Source organism: Pisciglobus halotolerans (assembly GCF_900113675.1).
GTDB classification, from domain to species: Bacteria; Bacillota; Bacilli; order Lactobacillales; family Carnobacteriaceae; genus Pisciglobus; species Pisciglobus halotolerans.
The window spans coordinates 12,801-31,674 of the sequence record NZ_FOQE01000026.1 but is presented as its reverse complement, the minus strand read 5'-3'; the positions used below and the strand labels follow the sequence as shown (position 1 = coordinate 31,674).

General features: G+C 40.6%; 17 protein-coding genes and 1 pseudogene. 8 read left to right on the top strand and 10 right to left on the bottom strand.

Annotated elements, in window-relative coordinates; translation table 11 throughout:
- Positions 1-228: hypothetical protein (locus BM057_RS08575; RefSeq protein WP_218147459.1), on the bottom strand; the 228-nt coding region annotated here is incomplete at its 3' end.
- A gap of 334 nt (positions 229-562) precedes the next feature.
- Between BM057_RS08575 and BM057_RS08570 the strand changes: the two genes are divergently transcribed.
- From BM057_RS08570 to BM057_RS08550, 5 genes are all read left to right on the top strand, one after another.
- Complete coding sequence (locus tag BM057_RS08570; protein ID WP_047390444.1) at positions 563-766, top strand: DUF1659 domain-containing protein; 204 nt, start codon at positions 563-565, stop codon at positions 764-766.
- 38 nt (positions 767-804) lie between these two features.
- The gene (locus tag BM057_RS08565) at positions 805-1,029 is read left to right on the top strand and encodes a DUF2922 domain-containing protein (RefSeq protein WP_047390446.1); all 225 of its coding nucleotides are present in this window, start codon (positions 805-807) and stop codon (positions 1,027-1,029) included.
- 441 nt (positions 1,030-1,470) lie between these two features.
- Positions 1,471-2,577 carry an Ldh family oxidoreductase gene (locus BM057_RS08560; RefSeq protein WP_092092956.1) on the top strand — a complete coding sequence of 369 codons (1,107 nt, stop codon included), beginning with the start codon at positions 1,471-1,473 and terminating at the stop codon, positions 2,575-2,577.
- A 10-nt stretch (positions 2,578-2,587) separates the two neighbouring features.
- Positions 2,588-3,766 (top strand): NAD(P)-dependent malic enzyme, encoded by a 1,179-nt coding sequence (locus BM057_RS08555; RefSeq protein WP_092092955.1) that lies wholly within the window; start codon positions 2,588-2,590, stop codon positions 3,764-3,766.
- A 428-nt stretch (positions 3,767-4,194) separates the two neighbouring features.
- A complete protein-coding gene (locus BM057_RS08550) occupies positions 4,195-5,046 on the top strand; it encodes a transporter substrate-binding domain-containing protein (RefSeq protein ID WP_092092952.1) in 852 nt (283 codons plus the stop codon).
- Positions 5,047-5,630: 584 nt separating this feature from the next.
- Here the strand turns inward: BM057_RS08550 and BM057_RS08545 are convergent.
- The 3 genes from BM057_RS08545 to BM057_RS08535 form a co-directional block, all read right to left on the bottom strand.
- Positions 5,631-6,215, bottom strand: coding sequence for a superoxide dismutase family protein (locus BM057_RS08545; RefSeq protein WP_081981937.1), 585 nt, complete (start codon positions 6,213-6,215; stop codon positions 5,631-5,633).
- 81 nt (positions 6,216-6,296) lie between these two features.
- Positions 6,297-7,499, bottom strand: coding sequence for a polysaccharide pyruvyl transferase family protein (locus BM057_RS08540; protein ID WP_092092950.1), 1,203 nt, complete (start codon positions 7,497-7,499; stop codon positions 6,297-6,299).
- Between the two features lie 164 nt (positions 7,500-7,663).
- Positions 7,664-8,791, bottom strand: coding sequence for a glycerate kinase family protein (locus tag BM057_RS08535; protein WP_047391152.1), 1,128 nt, complete (start codon positions 8,789-8,791; stop codon positions 7,664-7,666).
- 139 nt (positions 8,792-8,930) lie between these two features.
- Here BM057_RS08535 and BM057_RS08530 point away from each other — a divergent pair, with 139 nt between their 5' ends.
- Complete coding sequence (locus tag BM057_RS08530) at positions 8,931-10,232, top strand: hydroxymethylglutaryl-CoA reductase, degradative (protein WP_092092947.1); 1,302 nt, start codon at positions 8,931-8,933, stop codon at positions 10,230-10,232.
- 580 nt (positions 10,233-10,812) lie between these two features.
- On the opposite strand, the gene BM057_RS08525 is transcribed toward BM057_RS08530, so the two are convergent.
- On the bottom strand, positions 10,813-11,997 hold the full coding sequence (locus BM057_RS08525; RefSeq protein ID WP_092092944.1) for an amidohydrolase: 1,185 nt from the start codon (positions 11,995-11,997) through the stop codon (positions 10,813-10,815).
- A gap of 21 nt (positions 11,998-12,018) precedes the next feature.
- A pseudogene (locus BM057_RS08520) lies at positions 12,019-13,505 on the bottom strand (YfcC family protein).
- 109 nt (positions 13,506-13,614) lie between these two features.
- Between BM057_RS08520 and BM057_RS08515 the strand changes: the two are divergent.
- Positions 13,615-14,478: a LysR family transcriptional regulator gene (locus BM057_RS08515; RefSeq protein WP_092092942.1), complete on the top strand. Its 864-nt coding sequence runs from the start codon at positions 13,615-13,617 to the stop codon at positions 14,476-14,478.
- Positions 14,479-15,170: 692 nt separating this feature from the next.
- Here the strand turns inward: BM057_RS08515 and BM057_RS08510 are convergent.
- Positions 15,171-15,974 (bottom strand): formate/nitrite transporter family protein, encoded by an 804-nt coding sequence (locus tag BM057_RS08510; RefSeq protein WP_218147460.1) that lies wholly within the window; start codon positions 15,972-15,974, stop codon positions 15,171-15,173.
- A 227-nt stretch (positions 15,975-16,201) separates the two neighbouring features.
- Between BM057_RS08510 and BM057_RS08505 the strand changes: the two genes are divergently transcribed.
- Entirely contained in the window at positions 16,202-16,504 is a 303-nt protein-coding gene (locus tag BM057_RS08505; RefSeq protein WP_092092940.1) for a hypothetical protein, read from the top strand.
- Between the two features lie 34 nt (positions 16,505-16,538).
- On the opposite strand, the gene BM057_RS08500 is transcribed toward BM057_RS08505, so the two are convergent.
- The 3 genes from BM057_RS08500 to BM057_RS08490 form a co-directional block, all read right to left on the bottom strand.
- On the bottom strand, positions 16,539-16,904 hold the full coding sequence (locus tag BM057_RS08500) for a type II toxin-antitoxin system PemK/MazF family toxin (RefSeq protein ID WP_092092937.1): 366 nt from the start codon (positions 16,902-16,904) through the stop codon (positions 16,539-16,541).
- Entirely contained in the window at positions 16,894-17,124 is a 231-nt protein-coding gene (mazE, locus tag BM057_RS08495) for a type II toxin-antitoxin system PemI/MazE family antitoxin (protein ID WP_092092934.1), read from the bottom strand. The genes BM057_RS08500 and mazE overlap by 11 nt, the downstream gene beginning before the upstream one ends.
- A 347-nt stretch (positions 17,125-17,471) precedes the next feature.
- On the bottom strand, positions 17,472-18,659 hold the full coding sequence (locus BM057_RS08490) for a hydroxymethylglutaryl-CoA synthase (RefSeq protein WP_092092932.1): 1,188 nt from the start codon (positions 18,657-18,659) through the stop codon (positions 17,472-17,474).
- Positions 18,660-18,874: the final 215 nt, after the last annotated feature.

Sequence of the window (18,874 nt, the reverse complement as noted above, 5' to 3'; positions counted from 1 at the left end):
ATCTGCTTTCCTTTGTATGTGCCAATCTTTCTTGCGTTGTGTGCTTTCGTTGATCGTTTCATCTAAAAGAGAAAACAAGTCTTCTGCCAGTTCTACACCTGATTTTCTCATCAACTCTTGGATATCGAAAATAACATCATTAAAAGCTGATTTTCCTGACACCGCTTGATCAAAAATAAGTTTCATTTCTTTCGTGATTGTTTCCATCATTTCTTGTATAATAGACATAAGGACAGCTCCTTCTTGGTGGGTTTGGGTTAACATCATCATAACATAAGGAGCTGTTCCTTTTTTTGTGTTTTCCAACAATAATTTTACACTAACGCGAATAATAAGAGCATGCAGCACCTAAATGAATAACAGGTGCCTTTATTGAACTAGCACAGAAAAGAACGTTCAGCCTAGAAAAAAGCGAATAATAGCTATAAATGGCCTTGCAGATCAAAAAATAACTTTTTCCTTTTATTTTTCAAAAAAAGGTTACACTTTTTTTGCGGATTTCGTTTCTATTAGTGTAAGCAGTCATGACAACCTTACAACAAAATCAAAGGAGGAATGTCTCATGCAAAAAGAATGGAATAAAGGTGCTATCGAGGTTTATTTTGAAGATGTGGAAAACGAAAAGGTGATCCGCCGCAGTTATGGGAATACGATCGAGCAAGTCAATGAAGATCAAGTAGCAGGCTTCACTGCTGCCATTGAATCTTTAACTGCTTTACCTTTGGCTCACACTGTTGTAGTTGAGCAATACAAATACATTCGCTAATAAAAAATGAAGAAGCATATTAAAAGGAGGAAACAATCATGGCAAAATCGTTGGAATTAATTTTTAAAACAGGTTTAGGGAAAACAAAAACGTTAACTGTACAAAATCCTATCTTAGCGTTAAACTCCGAAACCGCTCAAGCAGCAATGAATGACATCAGCGCACTAAAAATGTTCAATGTGGATGGTGCAGAATCTTATGCTGTACCGCAATCTGCTCGCTATGTTGAACGTCTAGTTACTGACATCTTTGAAGTTGAATAGAAGAATAATGCAATACAAACAGGAGCCGAGACCTCATCTCAGCTCCTGTTTTTTATTGTGTTTGCGTTTGTAAGAAAGTAGTCCTTTTAAAACCTTTTTGATCATCAGTAGTACGATCTTGTTTATGTCATTTTAAATCCATTTTCTTTTTGCAAAACAAAAAGAAACAACGCGGCTCAAAACTAACGCCGCTTGTTTTGCAAAATTTGATCACCCTTGCCAAGAAAATCTGCTCACCTGTTCATAAGAACCCTGCTTGCGATCAAGTACAGTCTAAAAATTAAATGACGGCTTATATTTCAAAAGATTTACATTTCCTTCATCTCTTTTTAATTTTGAATAAACAAAAGTGTGCTAAGCTAAAGACAAACAAAGAAAGCGTTTTCCATCATTGCCCATTACTATCTTCTCGCATGAAAAATACGTTTAGGAGGAAAGAAAATGACTAGTTATGTGAAGTGGGGATTTTTGACACGTTTTATTGAAGAGGCTTTTGAAGCTTACGGTATTCCTGAAGAAGATGCTAAAATCTGTACAGATGTTTTGCTGCAATCGGATAAAAAAGGGATCGAAAGTCATGGCGTTAACCGTTTCAAACCTATTTACATCGATCGGATCAAAGATGGGATCCAAAATCCCGTCACAACATTCGAAGTCGTGCGAGAAACACCCACTACTGCTGTTGTAGATGGACATGATGGGATGGGACAGGTCATTGGTTACCGTTCCATTAAAATGGCGATCGAAAAAGCGAAGACATATGGGATGGGTATGGTAGCTGTCCGTAATTCTACACATTACGGTATTGCTGGTTACTATACAGATATGGCGGCTGAAGCAGGTTGCATCGGCATCTCCGGAACAAACGCACGCCCTTCTATTGCGCCAACTTTCAGTGTCCAAAATAAACTCGGAACCAATCCTTTAACCGTCAGCTTCCCTACTGACGAACCATTTCCTTTTTCTCTTGACTGTGCAACGTCTATTATCCAAAGAGGAAGGATCGAATTATATGAACGAGAAGGAAAAGAGACGCCTGCCGGAACGGTGATCGGCCACGACGGATCAGCTATGACCGATTCAGCCGCAATTTTGAGGGCCCTCCAATCAGGAGAAGCAGCTCTAGCTCCATTAGGCGGAATTGGAGAAGAATTGTCAGGGTACAAAGGATACGGTTATGCAACGATCGTTGAAGTATTGTCCGCGGCCCTCCAACAAGGAAACTTTTTATCGATGCTGACGGGAATCGGCAAAGATGGCGAAAAGGTCAAATTCCACTTAGGACATTTCTTTATTGCCATTGACACTGAGGCATTCGTGGGATTAGAACAATTCAAACAAACAACTGGCGACATTTTACGTGAATTGCGTGCAGCTGAAAAAGCACCAGGTGTAGATAGAATCTATACTGCTGGCGAAAAAGAATATTTGATATGGCAAGAACGCCAAAAAACAGGTCTTCCTGTAAATGAATCTGTTCAAAAAGAACTGATCGCTATTCGAGACGATGCTGGTCTTCACGACTATCGTTTCCCGTTTGAGGATTGAGGGGACTACGATGGACAATAAAAAAATGGCTTTAAATAAACATTATGATTGGAAAGGAAAAATAGAAGTCATCAGTCGAGCAGAGATCAAAAGCCGAGAAGATCTCGCTCTTGCTTATACGCCTGGTGTTGCTGAACCTTGCCGTGCCATTGAAAAAGACCCAGAAAAGGCTTATGAACTCACACGCAAAAATAATTTAGTAGGTGTCATCACGAATGGAACAGCAGTGCTTGGGCTGGGAGACATTGGACCAGCAGCTGCTATGCCAGTGATGGAAGGCAAATGTGTCTTGTTTAAAACATTTGCTGATATTGATGCTTTTCCCATTTGCCTAAAAGCAAAAGATACCGCAACCGTCGTACAAACGATCGAGCAGATGGCCGACAGCTTTGGCGGCATCAATCTGGAAGACATTGCGGCCCCCGCTTGCTTTGAGATTGAACGTCAGCTGAAACAAAAGCTGGACATTCCCGTTTTTCACGATGATCAGCATGGAACGGCGATCGTTGTCGCTGCTGGTCTGATCAACGCATTGAAATGGGTCGGCAAGTCTTTCGATCAAATCAAAGTAGTTGTGAATGGAGCTGGTTCTGCCGGTATTGCTGTGGCTAAGCACTTATTGAACTTTCAAGTCAAACATTTGATTTTGACGGATAAAAAAGGCATTTTAGCCAAAGACACACCTGACTTGAACCCTGAGCAGTTGCGAATGATGGAGACAACCAACTTGGAAGACTTGCATGGCGATTTGTCTAAAGCATTGGAACAAGCTGATGTTTTCATAGGAGTGTCTGCACCTGGCATTTTGACTCCGGCTATGATCCAGAAAATGAATGCCGATCCGATTGTTTTTGCAATGGCTAATCCTGAGCCCGAAATCATGCCGGCAATTGCCAAAGAAGCTGGCGTAGCTGTGATGGGTACCGGTCGCAGTGATTTTCCAAATCAAATCAACAACGTGTTGGCTTTTCCAGGGATCTTCAAAGGAGCGCTCAGTGTACGGGCTTCAGATATCAATGAAGAAATGAAAGTGGCTGCTTCTCATGCCATTGCCTCGCTTATTCAGGAAGACGAGCTGGCAGCGGATTTTGTTATTCCCGATGCGCTTGATCCGCGCGTCGCACTTGTTGTAGCTGATGCGGTCAAGCAAGCCGCTATCGACAGTCACGTTGCTAAAAAGACGACTTGAATCATTGATGGTTCTAAATGAAACGACGAGCGACATGTTGCAAGAAAACGTTAGACTGAAAAACACCCTAAAAATAAAGGATATTATAAACTCAATAAACACTAGAAGCCGGGGCTGATACTGTCGGCTTCTTTTTTACGAAAAAGCTGAGGTATGAGAAGAAATAAGCAACTCATATAAAACGAATGAAAGACGAAACGCCTCTTTTCTCTCTTGTTTCTGAAACAGTTTAGACAAGTGTTTCATTTACAATAAGAACATTATTGTACTTCATCTTCTATGAATAAGCCTTTATTTATCAGCTTTTACTACTCTAACAATTTCTTTTAGATAGCTTTTCAACTGTTTTTTCGAAGTTGTTTTGACCACACACTCCTCCCCTGTTATATTTAATAATCGTGAGAACAATATTCTGAGGAGGAAAAGGTATGTTTAAGAAAAAGGGGTATATCGTTGCTGCACTTGCATTCTTATTCTTAGCTGGTTGCGGCAAAGAAAGCGACAAAGCAGAAGGTGCATCATCACAAGATCAATGGGATGCTATTGAAGAAAAAGGTGTATTAAAAGTTGCCACATCCGGCACACTTTATCCAAGTTCTTATCACGAAGAAGATACAAATAAGTTGACGGGGTATGAAGTCGAAATTATCCGCGAAATCGCTGATCGATTAGACTTAGAGGTTGAATTTACTGAAATGGGTGTCGACGGTATGCTGACATCTGTCAACAGTGGCGCTGTAGACGTTGCGGCAATGGGTATTGACCGTGACGGCGAAAATGCAGACAAATACAATTATACAGAGCCTTACAAATATTCTTTCGGTTCAATGGTGGTTCGTAAGTCTGATAACTCTGGTATCGAGTCATTAGAAGATTTGAAAGGAAAAAAAGCAGCTGGTGCAGCTACCACTTCTTATATGAAAGTAGCAAAAGTTTACGGTGCTGAAGAAGTGATTTACGATAACGCAACAAACGACCAATATCTGATGGATGTAGCAAATGGCCGTACTGACGTTATCCTAAATGACTATTACTCTCAACTACTTGCTACAAAAGCTTTGCCAGATATCCCAGTAAAAGTTCATGACATTTACTACAACCCAAGCGAAACCAATTATGCCATCAAATTGGGCAATGACGTTTTGACGGATAAAATCAATGAACAACTAGAAGCGATGAAAAATGATGGCACACTGACAGAGCTATCTAAACAGTTCTATGATGGCGCTGATGTGTCTGAAGAAAAAGATTACGATTTCCAAGAGATCGATGTCGATTAATTAAAAAAAGCCTGCCTTAACAATAAGGCGGGCTTTTTTGATGGAAAAATAAATGGTTCTTCCTCTTCTAACGTTGATAAAGAAATTTCCTTCGAAAGAAATACAACGAATAAAAGTAAGTAATAATTCTATTTTTATACATTCTGCTAAAAGTGCTAAGTTTTTATGTAATGATTTAAATAATACGAATAGAAATAGATTGACATGTAAGTAGTAAAATTTTGTCTCTTAGTGGATAGGTATATATATACATTACATAGCAGTTGATTTTCTATTATCTAATAAATGAGAGCGCTCGCTACAGAGTGGCAAACTTACAAAACACAAATTTTTATTCTCTTTTAGAGAGGGATATTGTTCACAAATATAAGCACATTTTTTCTGCTACATCTTCATCTTGCTTATAACATTAATTCTCAATCTTTTGTTTTCTAAGTATTTTATAAAAACAACATTGTTTTTATATTGAAACATTCTTTGAATACACAAGTCAATATAAACTGACACAAGAAATAAACTAATTAAATAGCTAAAAAACATCTCCTTTTTTCAATAAACAAGTTTATTGAAAAAAGAAGACGTCTTTACTGTTGATCAGCAGCATAAATCACACCGACTGCCAAGTAAGAATCAGGATCAGTTGTTACCTCGTCTGGAGTTTGCTCATGGATAACAAGAGACGTTCCTTCTGTAACCGCTAATGTATGATCACTATCTGCTTCCAAAGTCACTTCTTTCAGCAGCCATTCTGTTTTAACGGTACCGTCTTCCTTCACCTGAATTTTGCTGGTTCTTCCTGCTACTTCATTTTTTCCAGCGGGAAGCAATGGTCCGATGGCAGCAAAATCAGGGCGATCGATTTGTCCGGATTGATGAACAGCTATGCTATGTTCTCCTGCTGGCAACCCAGAAGCAGATAGCGTCACCAGTATCCCTTTTCCTTGTTCCATCAATGTAGCCGTACCGATCGTCGTCCCTTCACGATTCACCAGCATGACTTCGACTACTTCCTGTTGCCGTTCCATCAATTCGTTGCTGGTTTGTTGGGTCGCTACATTTTTCGCCACCTGTTCATCAGTGTTGCTGTTAGCTTCGTCTACAGGCTGCTTGCATCCGGCAATGATTCCTATCAAACTCATCAACAATATTATCTTACATCTTTTTTTCATTTCTCTTTCATTTCCTTTGCCTTGTTTCTTTTCTGAATGAATGTTTAAAAGTGATGCACAAATAGAGAATCTTCAGTCATTTCAAAGCTCATCATCTAGCATCATGCCTGTCTTCTTAAATCCTGCAGCATTCTTTTGTGTCTGTTGAATGTACTGGATATTTTTCAGCAAATTCAGCCGGCTTTCTTCCTTCTGCTGCTGAATCAGACAATCATCATATCCTTCCGTTTCTGCTTCGGTTAATTTGTGCAATATATCTTGAGGGTTTGAATCATAGTTGAATACTCGATCACCACAGCGCAAGTGTTCAAAAAAGAAATCTACTTTGTTATCCCAAGTGATAGCAACACTCGGCACCCCTAACGAAGCTGCGATAATGTGACTATGCAATCGAAAAGAAATGATACTACGATAACGGGAAATCAATTCTACCAATGCTTTAGGTCTTTCAGGCCTAGGCGCTACAACAGAAGCATCATGTCCTGAATGCTCGGCTATTTGAAGAGCCAAAACTTGATCTTCTAAGCTGCCATTACAAAATAACGACCATCTTATTTTTTTCGCATCTAATTGACGAATAACCTTTTGATAAAGTTGAATCAGCTGATCGTCTTTTTCTTTGTTGGTACTGATTACGCCAAGACCAATCGTTTCATTATCCTTTTTCTGGATTTGGAAAGCTTCTTTCGCCCACAGTGCAGGGTCATACGAGCTTGTAGCTTTTAAGCGAGCACGCTGCAGCAGCTTTTGGTTCACTCCTACTACATCATCTCTAACCGAAATAGCCGAAACCACTTCTTTAGCCAGCGCCCTTTGCAGTATTTTTTGAAATCCTTTACTACGTATGCTGCCCATACCGCAAGCATTAAAAAAAGTCGGCGTTTGGCGTTTGTTTAAAAAGTACAAATGTCGGCTGATAGAAAAACTAAAGTAATCCATCAACAGTTGGCCACCTGCAAACACAGCAAAGTCATAATCTTGCTGACTTTTTTCTTTGATCGTCGCTAACATCTTTCGATCTCCATGCAGAAAAGAATGATGCAAATAAGGATGTTTTTTGATCAAAGAAACAGCTTTCTTCTTCGCTTTAAATGTTAGCCACTGTCTTTTCTTTGCTACATTAAGTCTCTGCTGCTTGTATGCTTTACGTCCTGAAAGATCAGAGTAAAAGAAAGTTGCATCAGGATACTCTTGCTGAATCAAGTGCTGAACGGTTTGGCAAATGACACCATCTCCCAGATTTTCTGAAAAATGTTCACCAATCAACAATATTTTTTCATTCATTTGTCTCCCTCCCCTAAAAAAGTTCTGCTATTTTTGCTTTCTCCTCAAATAGAATCTTCTGCAGGATTAGAGCTTACTCCTAATATAACAAAAAAGTATTTTTTTAGGGAACAAGACGCTCTTTACACCTTTTAGCAAACAAAAGAAGCTGATCCAGGAATTTTCTACGGCAAGATTCTGCCGAGATGCAAGCATGTCCGTTGTATATTTTCAGCAGCACCTGCAATAGCGGTTTCCAAGGACATCGGACCAGGAGTGATCCCAAAAACAGCATCTATCCCTTCCGCATATAATTCTTCTGCATTTTCACCTACTGAGCCGGCGAGTGCGATCACCGGCTTATTGTAAGTTTTGGCCACTTGTGCCACTCCATACGGTGTTTTGCCAAATTTGGTTTGAAAATCAATCGCTCCTTCTCCCGTGATCACATAATCGGCTTGCTTTATGGCCTCTCGCAGACCAGTCTGTTCTATGACAACCTCTACACCTTTCTGCAATGTAGCAGCGGTAAAAGCCAATAAGCCGGCTGCCGTTCCACCAGCAGCACCTGATCCTGGGATATTTTTTACATCTTGTTGCAGCTGCTCTTTCAAAAGCATGGCATAATGAGCTAAATTTTGATCTAGTCGTTCGACCATATGGATATCTGCGCCTTTTTGCGGACCGAATATGGCTGAAGCACCAGTTGGACCACATAATGGATTGGTCACGTCGCTGGCAATGATGATGTTCATTTCAGCTAAGCGAGGATCGATTTGGCTAGAATCAATGATCGCTAATCGATCCAAAAAGTCTCCGCCTAAGGGTAATGGTTTACCTTTTTCATCTAAAAAACGGACACCAAGTGCAGCTGCCATTCCTGTTCCGCCATCATTCGTCGCACTGCCGCCAAGTCCAATGATCAATGTTTGTACTCCGCGATCCAAGCAAGCTTTGATCAACTGCCCTGTTCCATAAGTCGTGGTCATGAGCGGATTCCTTTCCGACGCGCGAATCAAATCGATGCCGCTAGCAGAAGCCATTTCAATGACACCCGTCACACCATCTTTCAATAGACCGATTTCTCCGACGACTTCTTGCTGCAGCGGCCCTTTGACGGTTACTTCTTGTATAAAACCACCTACAGCATCAACTAACGACTGTACGGTGCCTTCTCCGCCATCTGCCATGGGGATCTTCAAAAATAGATCATCAGGACGGGCAGCTTTGAAGCCGACTTCCATCGCTTCACAGACTTCTTTAGCCGTCAAACTCCCTTTAAATGAATCTGGTGCAAGAACGAATGTTTTCATGACTCCAATCTCCTTTTTTCTCTTAGTATATCAAATGATGATCCCTATCTGTCTTTCAAATCTACTTTATTAAAACTACCCGGATGCTTACCAGTTATGATACACTTTGGTTACGAACAATGAATGAAAGGAACCTAACATGGATACGTCTTATTTAAAGCAATTTTATAAGAAAACACGCAATGAAAAAATACAAGCCTTGCAACAAGCAGGCGTGATTTCAGCAGCAGATGCTCAAATGTTAAAAGAGGGACTCTCTTTGCCTGATGAAGCGGCAGAAAACATGATCGAAAATCAATTAGCCAAATATGAACTGCCTTATGGGGTCGCACCTGGATTTCTCATTGACGGCAAAGAATATGTGGTTCCTATGGCAATGGAAGAGCCTTCTGTCATCGCAGCTGCCAGTGCAGCCGCCAAGGTCATTGGGGCAGCAGGCGGTTTTCACACCACTATCAGCAAACGGCGAATGATTGGCCAAATAGCATTAAAAGATCTGCCAGATTTAGCAGCTGCAGAGAAAATGGTGCTGGCTAATAAAGCAGCTATCCTGCAACTTGCCAACAGAGCACATCCTTCGATCGTCAAACGAGGCGGCGGCGCCAAAGCATTAGAAGTTCGACTGTTGCCTGCTGATGCAACGATTGATTCTCCTGATTTTTTAGTTGTGCAACTACAGATCGAAACGTTAGAAGCAATGGGTGCCAACATTGTGAACACCATGATGGAAGGCATTCGAGACGAATTGGAAGAACTGACGGGTGGCACTGTCTTGATGGGGATCTTATCCAATTACGCAATAGAATGCTTGGCAACAGCTACTTGCCGCATCCCGGCCCATTTGCTGAAAAGAGGACAGTTCTCTGGAGCAGACGTTCGGGATCGGTTGATCGAGGCTTTCCAGTTTGCCTATGTCGATCCTTATCGAGCCGTTACACATAACAAAGGCATTATGAACGGTATTGACGCCGTAGTTCTGGCTTCTGGAAATGATTGGCGCGCCATTGAAGCCGGCGCTCATGCATATGCAGCCAAAGATGGCCAATATCGCAGCTTGGCAACTTGGTCAAAAGCAGATAACGGAGATTTGCTGGGAGAACTAACTTTGCCTTTGCCAGTCGGAACAGTTGGCGGCTCAATCGGGATCCACCCAGCAGCTCAATTTACCAAACGCCTATTAAACTACGTATCCGCTCAAGAATTGGAAGCTGTTATCGTTTCTGTGGGGCTCGCACAAAATTTTTCAGCACTCAAAGCATTGGTCACAGAAGGCATTCAAAAAGGTCACATGGGATTGCACGCTCGCTCATTGGCCATCAATGTTGGCGCCCAAGGAAAAGAAATCGACCAAGTCACACAGCAATTGAAAAAAGCTAAAAACATGAACACCGCAACGGCCGAACAACTACTAGCCGCTATCCGCCAATCAGCTCAACATTAACATGCGCATCAGCTTGCCTTTACATAAGCCAAGTTGGTGCTCTTTTTGGCTTCAACTTGTTCACAGACACCTCTCCTGTTGACGAGTTGGCTCTCTTTCTGGCTTCAACTTGTTCACAGACACGCTTCCTGTTGACGAGTTCACTCTCTTTGCGCCTTCAACTTGTTCACAGACTTGCCTCCTGTAGACGAGTTGGCTCTCTTTGCGCCTTCAACTTGTTCACAGACACACACCCTGTTGACGAGTTGGACACAGCACCCATCCTGAATAGGCTATGAAGGTTTTACCAAAATATTACAAAGCGAGCACAGCGAGATTTGTGACCTCTTTGAATCTTTTGGAGTCTTTTCCCGCCATTGTAATTTTTTCAGACTTTTACACTCTCACTTCATTTCAAATGCGCTACTATTTTAAAAGCAGTACTGGCTTTTTTTACCTGCCGTTACATTTTCAAAAAAATCTCACCTATCAAAAAAGCAGAAAACTCCTCTAAAGTTCTCTGCTTCCATGCTTTAATTAACAATACCTTTTCTGCTCGATCATCATTATTTGTTAAAGTCTATCATTTTATAAAACTCAACTATTGAGCAACTGATTTCTTAAATTCTTGTTTGATTTCTTGCAGAAGGTCAGGCTCATCGATAGCTTTTAGAATAAACAAGCCAATCACTTCAGCACCATTAAGGATCACTTGGTTGATGGCATCAGATTTCATAATGTCAGCTACCTCTTTTGTATGCAACGCAAAGTAGTGATCAGAAATGGCCATCATTGGGTGAAAGGCTGGGCAGACATAGCTGACATTTCCGATATCAGAGCTGCCAGTTGCTTGTCCAAGCGGTTCTTCCGTGTGTGGCAAATCGATCGAATCCATGATTTCTGTGATTGCTTTCGTTCCTGTTTGATTGATATTCATGTCGTCGAAATCTTCACCGGTTTTTTCAGTCTTGTATTCTGTCCCAGTCGCGATCGCCGCACCTTTGATGCAATTCATCACCTTATCAAAGGTTTGATGCAGCTCAGCTTTTTTATTATTCCGCATATTGATGATCATTTCTGCTTTTTCTGGAATGACATTCGAAGCTGTGCCGCCTTCTGTAATGATATAAGAAACGCGTGTATCGGGTTTCAACTGCTGCCGCAGCATATCAATGGCTTGGCAAGTCAAATGAGCTGCATTCAAAGCATTACGTCCATCCCAAGGTGCTGCAGCTGCATGGGCAGGCTTCCCTTCAAATTGAACTTTGATTTCGCTTAAAGCAAGAAAATGACAAGAAGGCCAAGTTTCATTAGAATTCATATGGATCATCATCACAAAGTCATAATCATCAAATACCCCGGCATCAGCTAAAGTGATCTTATCGCCTTTTGTTTCTTCATTAGGCGTTCCGATCAAATCAACCGTTGCTTCAAATTGGTCTTTCATTTCCCAAAGTGTTAAAGCTGTCAATAAACTTAAGCTGCCGCTCGCACTATGACCGCAAGCATGACCGATTCCTGGCAAAGCATCATACTCCATCAAGATACCGAATTTGGGTTGGCCTTTGCTGCTTTCAGTGATATGGGCGATGAAACTCGTATCAATCCCTGCTAATTTGTCTTCTACTTCGATCCCTTTATCTCTCAGTATCTCCGTTATTTTTTTAACGGAATTGTATTCTTGTCCAGAAATTTCTGGATGATGCGCCAAGTAATGGTTCAAATGATAAGCTGTTTCAGCATTTTTTTGGATATCAGTCAGGTAAGTTTCTCTTAACGTGCTCATTAAAAATCCTTCCTTTCTTTTTTAGACAAATAGTGTAGCCAAAGATAAAACGGCGACGACGACAATAAACATGCTCACCAATAACTTAGCTGTAAATTTCAACCAGACGGCATAGTCGATATGAGCAATGCCTAAGACCCCAAGCATGATCGCTGAAGTTGGACTAACTAAGTTCATCGTACCAGAACCAGCTTGGAAAGCCGTAATGATAATATCTTTAGGCACATGAACGAATTCCGCCATGCTGCTCATAACGCCCATGGTAGCTGAAGCCAGTCCTGAGGTCGAATAGATCAAGAAAGTCATTGGAATATAGAAAATATAGGTCAAGATCGAGAATAAAACGGGCGGTAATTGGCTTAGATACTGTTCTCCTAAGTGCAAAATCGTTGCTGTGATATTCCCGTCATTCATGATCACTTGGATCCCTCTTGCAACTGCTACGATCAAAGCAACTTGGATCATATCCTTTGCACCAGCGACAAAATGACGAACGATCGTATTTTCATCCATTTTGTAGGTATAACCGATCACGACCGACATCGCCATAAATAAAATCGTGATTTCTGTAAAGTACCACTCTCCTAATGGCGGCAAATCTGAGCCGATGATTTTTCCAATCACAGGAATCCCCAGTATAGCTTTGTTCAAAGAAGAGAAAAGCGTCAAGTTAGCATTGATACTTTCCCATGGAATCAAGCCAAGATCATAATGATAAAGGTCCCAATAAAAAGGCTGATAACTTTTTTCTGGTTTTTATTCATGGACTCTGTCTCGACCATTTGGAAATCTTTCAAGTCTTGCTCTCGATGATCATACACTAAAGACTTAGACGTATCCTTTTCGATCTTGCTCGCGTAAGAATAGACATACATGATCCCAACAGCCGTCAAAATGACCCACAAGACGATTCGCCAGAAAATCCCTTGACCTGGTGAAATACCTGCTGCTTGCGAAGCCACACCTGTCGCAAATGGATTTACCGTCGAAGCCAGCACCCCTACTGTCGTCCCAATCAAAATAATCCCAACGGCTACCAGACTATCTAATCCGATACTATACATAATGGGTAATAAAAGTGGGTAAAAAGCCAATGTTTCTTCAGACATCCCAAAAGTGGTTCCGCCTAGTGAAAATAAAATCATCAAAATAATGATGAGACTTTTCTCTTTTCCTTTATGTTTCTCTACGATCGAACCGATCCCGGCATCAAGCGAGCGCGTCGCATTGACCACACCTAAGAACCCGCCGATCACCAATATGAATAAAGAAACAGGCATGGCAGCTGATGTCTCTTCATCCCCTAGCATCCCAATGACTGGCGCTTTGAGAACGTCCCAGATCCCTTGTTGATTTTGTTCGATCGTATGATAAGTACCAGGAATCAATTGATTGGCATCATCCACTTGATAAGCACCAGCAGGAACGATCCAAGTCAGCAAAGCCATCACAAAAATAATACTAAATAAAATCGTATAAGAAGAAGGCACTTTTTTCTTTTTTACCATTGTTTCACTCCCCTTTCTGTTATAATAGTAAATCAGAAAACACTTTCAAAACTTTCCATTTTCGAAAAATGATTTTCCTAAACTCGAACATATATCTTGGAGGCGCCATATGTTTAATTTGAAACTACTGCAAACATTTAAAACATCGATCGACTGCGGTTCTTTTACATCCGCTGCCAAGCTGCTGAACTATAGTCCGTCAACGGTGAGCAAACACATCAGCGAGCTGGAACGAGAAGTTGGTGCGCCGCTGATCAACGAAGGCATATTGTCTAAAGGTCTGACACCGATCGGCGAGTTGACTTATAACTATGCCATAGAAGCCCTCGTTCATTTTGACGAATTCAACTTGAAGGTTCATTCAGCTCTTGAAGCCACTACAAAAATCCGAATCGGCGGGATGGAACGATATTTATCTGAAATGGTAGTCTCAAAAGTGATTCATTACCAACAGCAGCATCCGCATTACCAATTCGACCTCTTGCACAGAACAGGCGATGAAACGATTGATCAGCTGAAAGATTATTCATTAGATATTGGAATCGTCGCCGATCGTTTTGTCCCGCCTTCCTTTGAAAGTTTGCTCGTCAAGCGAGAAAGCCTTGTTTTGATTGCATCAGAAGAGACTGTCAAGAAAGTAAAACAGCATGACGAAACATTGGAAAATCTTCCTATTTTGATCGACAAAAAAGCGAGCCTCATCTTCAATTACGTCTTAAGAGACAACAATAGCTATCAAAACGTGATCCATGTCGAAGGTGATGATATGCTGAACAAGGGTACAAAGGAAAATCTTTGTTTGGGGATTACAAGTGAAGGTTATTTTGCACCCGGAGAATTTCAAGTACTGAAAGTTTATAATGAAAAAGCACCTGTTCGTCTGATTTACCCTTCTAAGATCCACCAAGATAAATTAAAAGAACAATTTTTGCAATCTCTCATCCGCCACATAGAACAGCTGGACTTGATCTGATCCATGTTCGTTTAATGTATTAAATCATGTCTATTATGTTTAGCGGCATCAGTTGAATACTATTGTGCTGCAACTCGTTCACAGGCCTAGCTTCTGTGATCAAGTTCAGAATGGAAAACCTGCAACTCGTTCACAGACCTAGCTTCTGTGATCAAGTTTAGTGCGTATAATCTGCAACTTGTTCACAGGCCTAGCTTCTGTGATCAAGTTCAGTGCGTATAATCTTCAACTCGTTCACAGACCTGGCTTCTATGATCAAGTTCAGTGCATAAAATCTTCAACTCGTTCACAGACCTGGCTTCTGTGATCAAGTTCAGTGCGTATAATTTTCAACTCGTTCACAGGATCGGCTACTCTGCCATTTTGCAGCGAATCGGTCCCAACCTCATAGGAGAAAGCTAAAAGACTTTTAATGATGCAAAGTCTCGCTTCGCTCGCTTTGTATCTTTTCATTAAAATTCATGATATCAATCAAGCTCAAGCCTCAGGATACTACTGGCTCCTTAAATCCGCTTGGTTCCCTTCACGCATAGGACAGAAAAAACAGAAACAACTGCAGGATCTGTTTCAGTAGCATTCATTTATAGTTTGTTGTGTTCATTGCAGTGCTAAATAAGCTGAATCTTTTTTCCTACAAAAAAACCTCAAGATTCGTCGTTCTTTCAAACGATTCATCTTGAGGTTTTCGTTTTTTAATCCACGTAACTTGTTTTACCGTTATTCAACCAAGAGTAGTTCAGTCCCATCACTAACCCACCGCCGACATAGTTTCCTAATGTTGCCAATACAATATTGGTCACGACAGCACCAACTGTCATGCCAGGGACATGTCCACCGCTAGCAAAGAAAGCTAATGAGAAAGAAGAAAAGTTTGCGATGACGTGTTCAAAACCAAGAAAAGCAAAAATAAAGATCAAAAATACAATGGCTAATACTTTCCCAGCGTCATCTTTCATCCGCATCGTTACATAAAAAGCAATGTTTACGATCATATTTGCAAAGATCCCTTCTACAAAAATCTGTAAGGGAGCTTTGGCCAATTTGCCTGCAACAGCGGTTACTAAAAAGTGATCCGTTGATACTTGATGGAAAACGCCAGTATAAGAAAGTACCCAACTAATCACGACGGCACCCACTGCATTGAAAAGAATACAAGTACCCAAAATAGCCAACGCTTTTTTCCAAGGCAAGATTTTGCGATGAACAGCAGTCGTCATATACATCATGTTAGACGTACCCAGCTCAGCATTCAAATAAATGATCATCACCAAGGACCAAGTAAACATAAAGGAATAACCGATTTTTCCCCAACCAGGAGCTAATTGTTCCGTGAAATCTGCCAAACCAACGGCGATTCCTGTCCCAAGCGTCAAGTAGAAACAAGCCAACATAGCACGCATCATATAGCGCCCGATACTGCTATCAAACAACTCAGCTTTCTTCATGATACTTTTTTCAATGTCGCCCATCATTCCAGTAGAAAAACCTTCCACCATATTTTTGCCATTGCCAACAATCGTCTCGCTCGCTTTTCGTTGCACTTATTTCATCTCCAATTTCTTTTTTACAAATGATTATTTTCACAAATGTATCATACACTATCTTTGTAAAAAAAGAAATGCTTTGCTTTCAGAAACTTTCTGAAAAAATAAAATTGTCACAAAACAGCCTAAAAGCTGGCTTTTTACTCCAATTTATAAAACGAAGAAAATGAGCGTTACTGTTGCCTGAAACAATCGTCATGCATGACCAAAATAAAGTGAACTCCAATAACCTTTTCAACTACGATAATGTGGAATGCAGTAACCACTTGCTTCATGATCTACGAAAATGTACAGAAAATATCAATCATATATGGTCGAAGCAGTTGGATAAGCTCATCATCCGCACGAACGTGAAGCGGCAGTATTTTATAGAGCAGGAAAGTGAGTCATTTTCTCCTGTAGAAGAGTTCAGCTTCTTTACAAATCTAGATGAAGCGATCATGTTAGGTGTGAGAAAACTAAAAGGATGGCCATCACTATGACCATCCGACTGAGAATAGTAATCACTGAAGAAGACTAAATCTTAAAAGAAAAGTTATGCATAAACATTTGGACAATCGGATAGAAGCTTTCTTCTTCTAATCTATCTACAAATTGAATATTCCGTTTTGCCTTTTCAGTATAATCCAACGAAAACACTTGATTGGTATTCACTTTGCTAACAACGGTACCATTAGCATGCAGCTTGCTTGAAGAAATTGGAACAAAAAAAGGTCTATCTTTTTCTGTTGTGGTAATCGGACAAACGATAACAAGATTCGTAGCGCGGTTATAATTATCGCTGCTCATTACAAGTGCAGGTCGTCTTTTATTGATCTCATATTCTTTAGACGGTGCAAAATCAATAATGATAATGTCCCTTTGCTTCGGTTTATAAGTCATCTATTTCTCCTTCAGCTGGAAGATAATCTACATTCTCTTCAGGAGTATAAAACTCTCCATCTTGAGCGTTTTCAAATGGATCCTCTATTTTAGGAATCATCGTAATGGCTCCGTTGTCTTTTTTGATAAAAAAGAATTCTTCCCCTTCTTTAACTCCTAAAGAACTTGGAATCGTGATCATAACAGAATTGCCTTGTATTCTAGCTTTAATCGTAGTCATCAGAATCCCTCCTTAATTAATTATAACATGCAATTACGACCCCTTACAAAAGAATGCTTTTTTATTCGTGTCTAAGTTGCTCTAGGCAAAACAGTATAATCTAAAAGCTTTTAGAAAAAGTCATCTTTTGTACCAATATTGCTTTTTTTAAATCTTTATGAGAGAACGCTTATGATGCCTCGTGCGATCCTCTTTACAGATCTTGCATTCAGCTTATTTTCGTTTACCCTATAAGAAAGATACTGTTTATATTAAAAGCTTCAGTTTCTTTTTTATAGAAGAAGCTGAAGCTTTGTATGGGGCACATTATCAATATTTAATTCATTATCTATAACATGTTGATTTTTTCATTTTTGTTCTATGAGGTGTTCTTTGTTGATATACAAGCGTTTGTTATCTTGCATGCCAGCGACGCAAATGGCTGCTGGGTCGCTTTCGATGTCCAGTTCAATAGTGGAGCCGTCTTTCGGCAGCGTTTCTTCAAAAATCTTTTCGTATTCGGCTACGGTTAGTTCTCTTCTCGTTGCAAAGAGGTTTTCGTGGTCCGTTTTTTTCAGCATACGCTGGAATCCCGGCTGTAAAGTGCCAGTGAAGAATTCTCCCACAGCTCCTGATCCATAGCTGAAGAGGCCGATTTTTGCTCCGGCTTGTAAGTCTTCTTTTTGCTCTAGAAGTGAGAGTAAACTCAAATAAAGAGAGCCCGTATAGATGTTGCCGATATTGCGGTTATAGGCTGTGCTTATTTGATAGTTAGCTTTCAAACGTTCTTGAGTGCTTTCATCGGCGTTAGGCAGTTCGGTTCGCAAAGCTTTCCAGCCCATTTTCGTATAAGGCAAATGGAAACAGATAGCTTCAAAGTCTGCCAAATCATTTCCTGTTTTTTCTTTGTACTGTTTCCAAACCTCATTAAAGAAATGGACATACTGTTCATTAGAAAATTTGCCATCCACAAAAGCTTGCTCAGAATAGATGGGACGCCAGAAATCCATGATGTCATTCGACAGAAAAGCATTGTCATTATCTAAAGCTAAGATCCGCGGTGCGGCACTGATGACCATCACTACTGCTCCGGCTCCTTGAGTCGATTCCCCCGATGTTTTTAATCCATAGCGCGCAATGTCTGAACCTAAGACGAGCACTTTGCTTTCAGGATGCAAAGCAATATGCCCTTTTGCCAATTGGATTCCGGCTGTTGCCCCGTAGCAGGCTTGTTTCAATTCCACTGCGCGTGCTTCTGCTTTCAATCCCAACAAATGATGCACATAGACGGCAGCTGATTTTGAATTGTCGATTCCTGATTCTGTTCCAAATAAAACCATATCAATTTGTGCTCGGTCTTCTTCATCCAATATTTCTAAGGCTGCATTTGCTGCTAACGTGACAGGATCTTGTGTGATCGGCGCAACTGCCATTTGGCTTTGACCGATTCCAATCGTGAACTTTTCAGGTTCTACCCCGCGTGCAACGGCTAAGTTAGTCATATCCACATACATATGAGGTGCAAAAAAGCCGATTTTATCAATTCCGATCTCCATATTTTCCCACCTTTTAGTGATGATTTTTTATTTTGTACGTCTCATGATTCCTTTCAAATCATAGTACAAGAATGCGCTAAAAACAATTACTTGCTTGAAATCTAAAGAGAAGTTTAAGGTTTTGACTTTTAATTGGCATAAAAAAGTTGTTCTTCTCTTTACAAAAGATACCTATAGGGGTATATTGGAATTGTTAAAGTCTTCCCATCCATAAA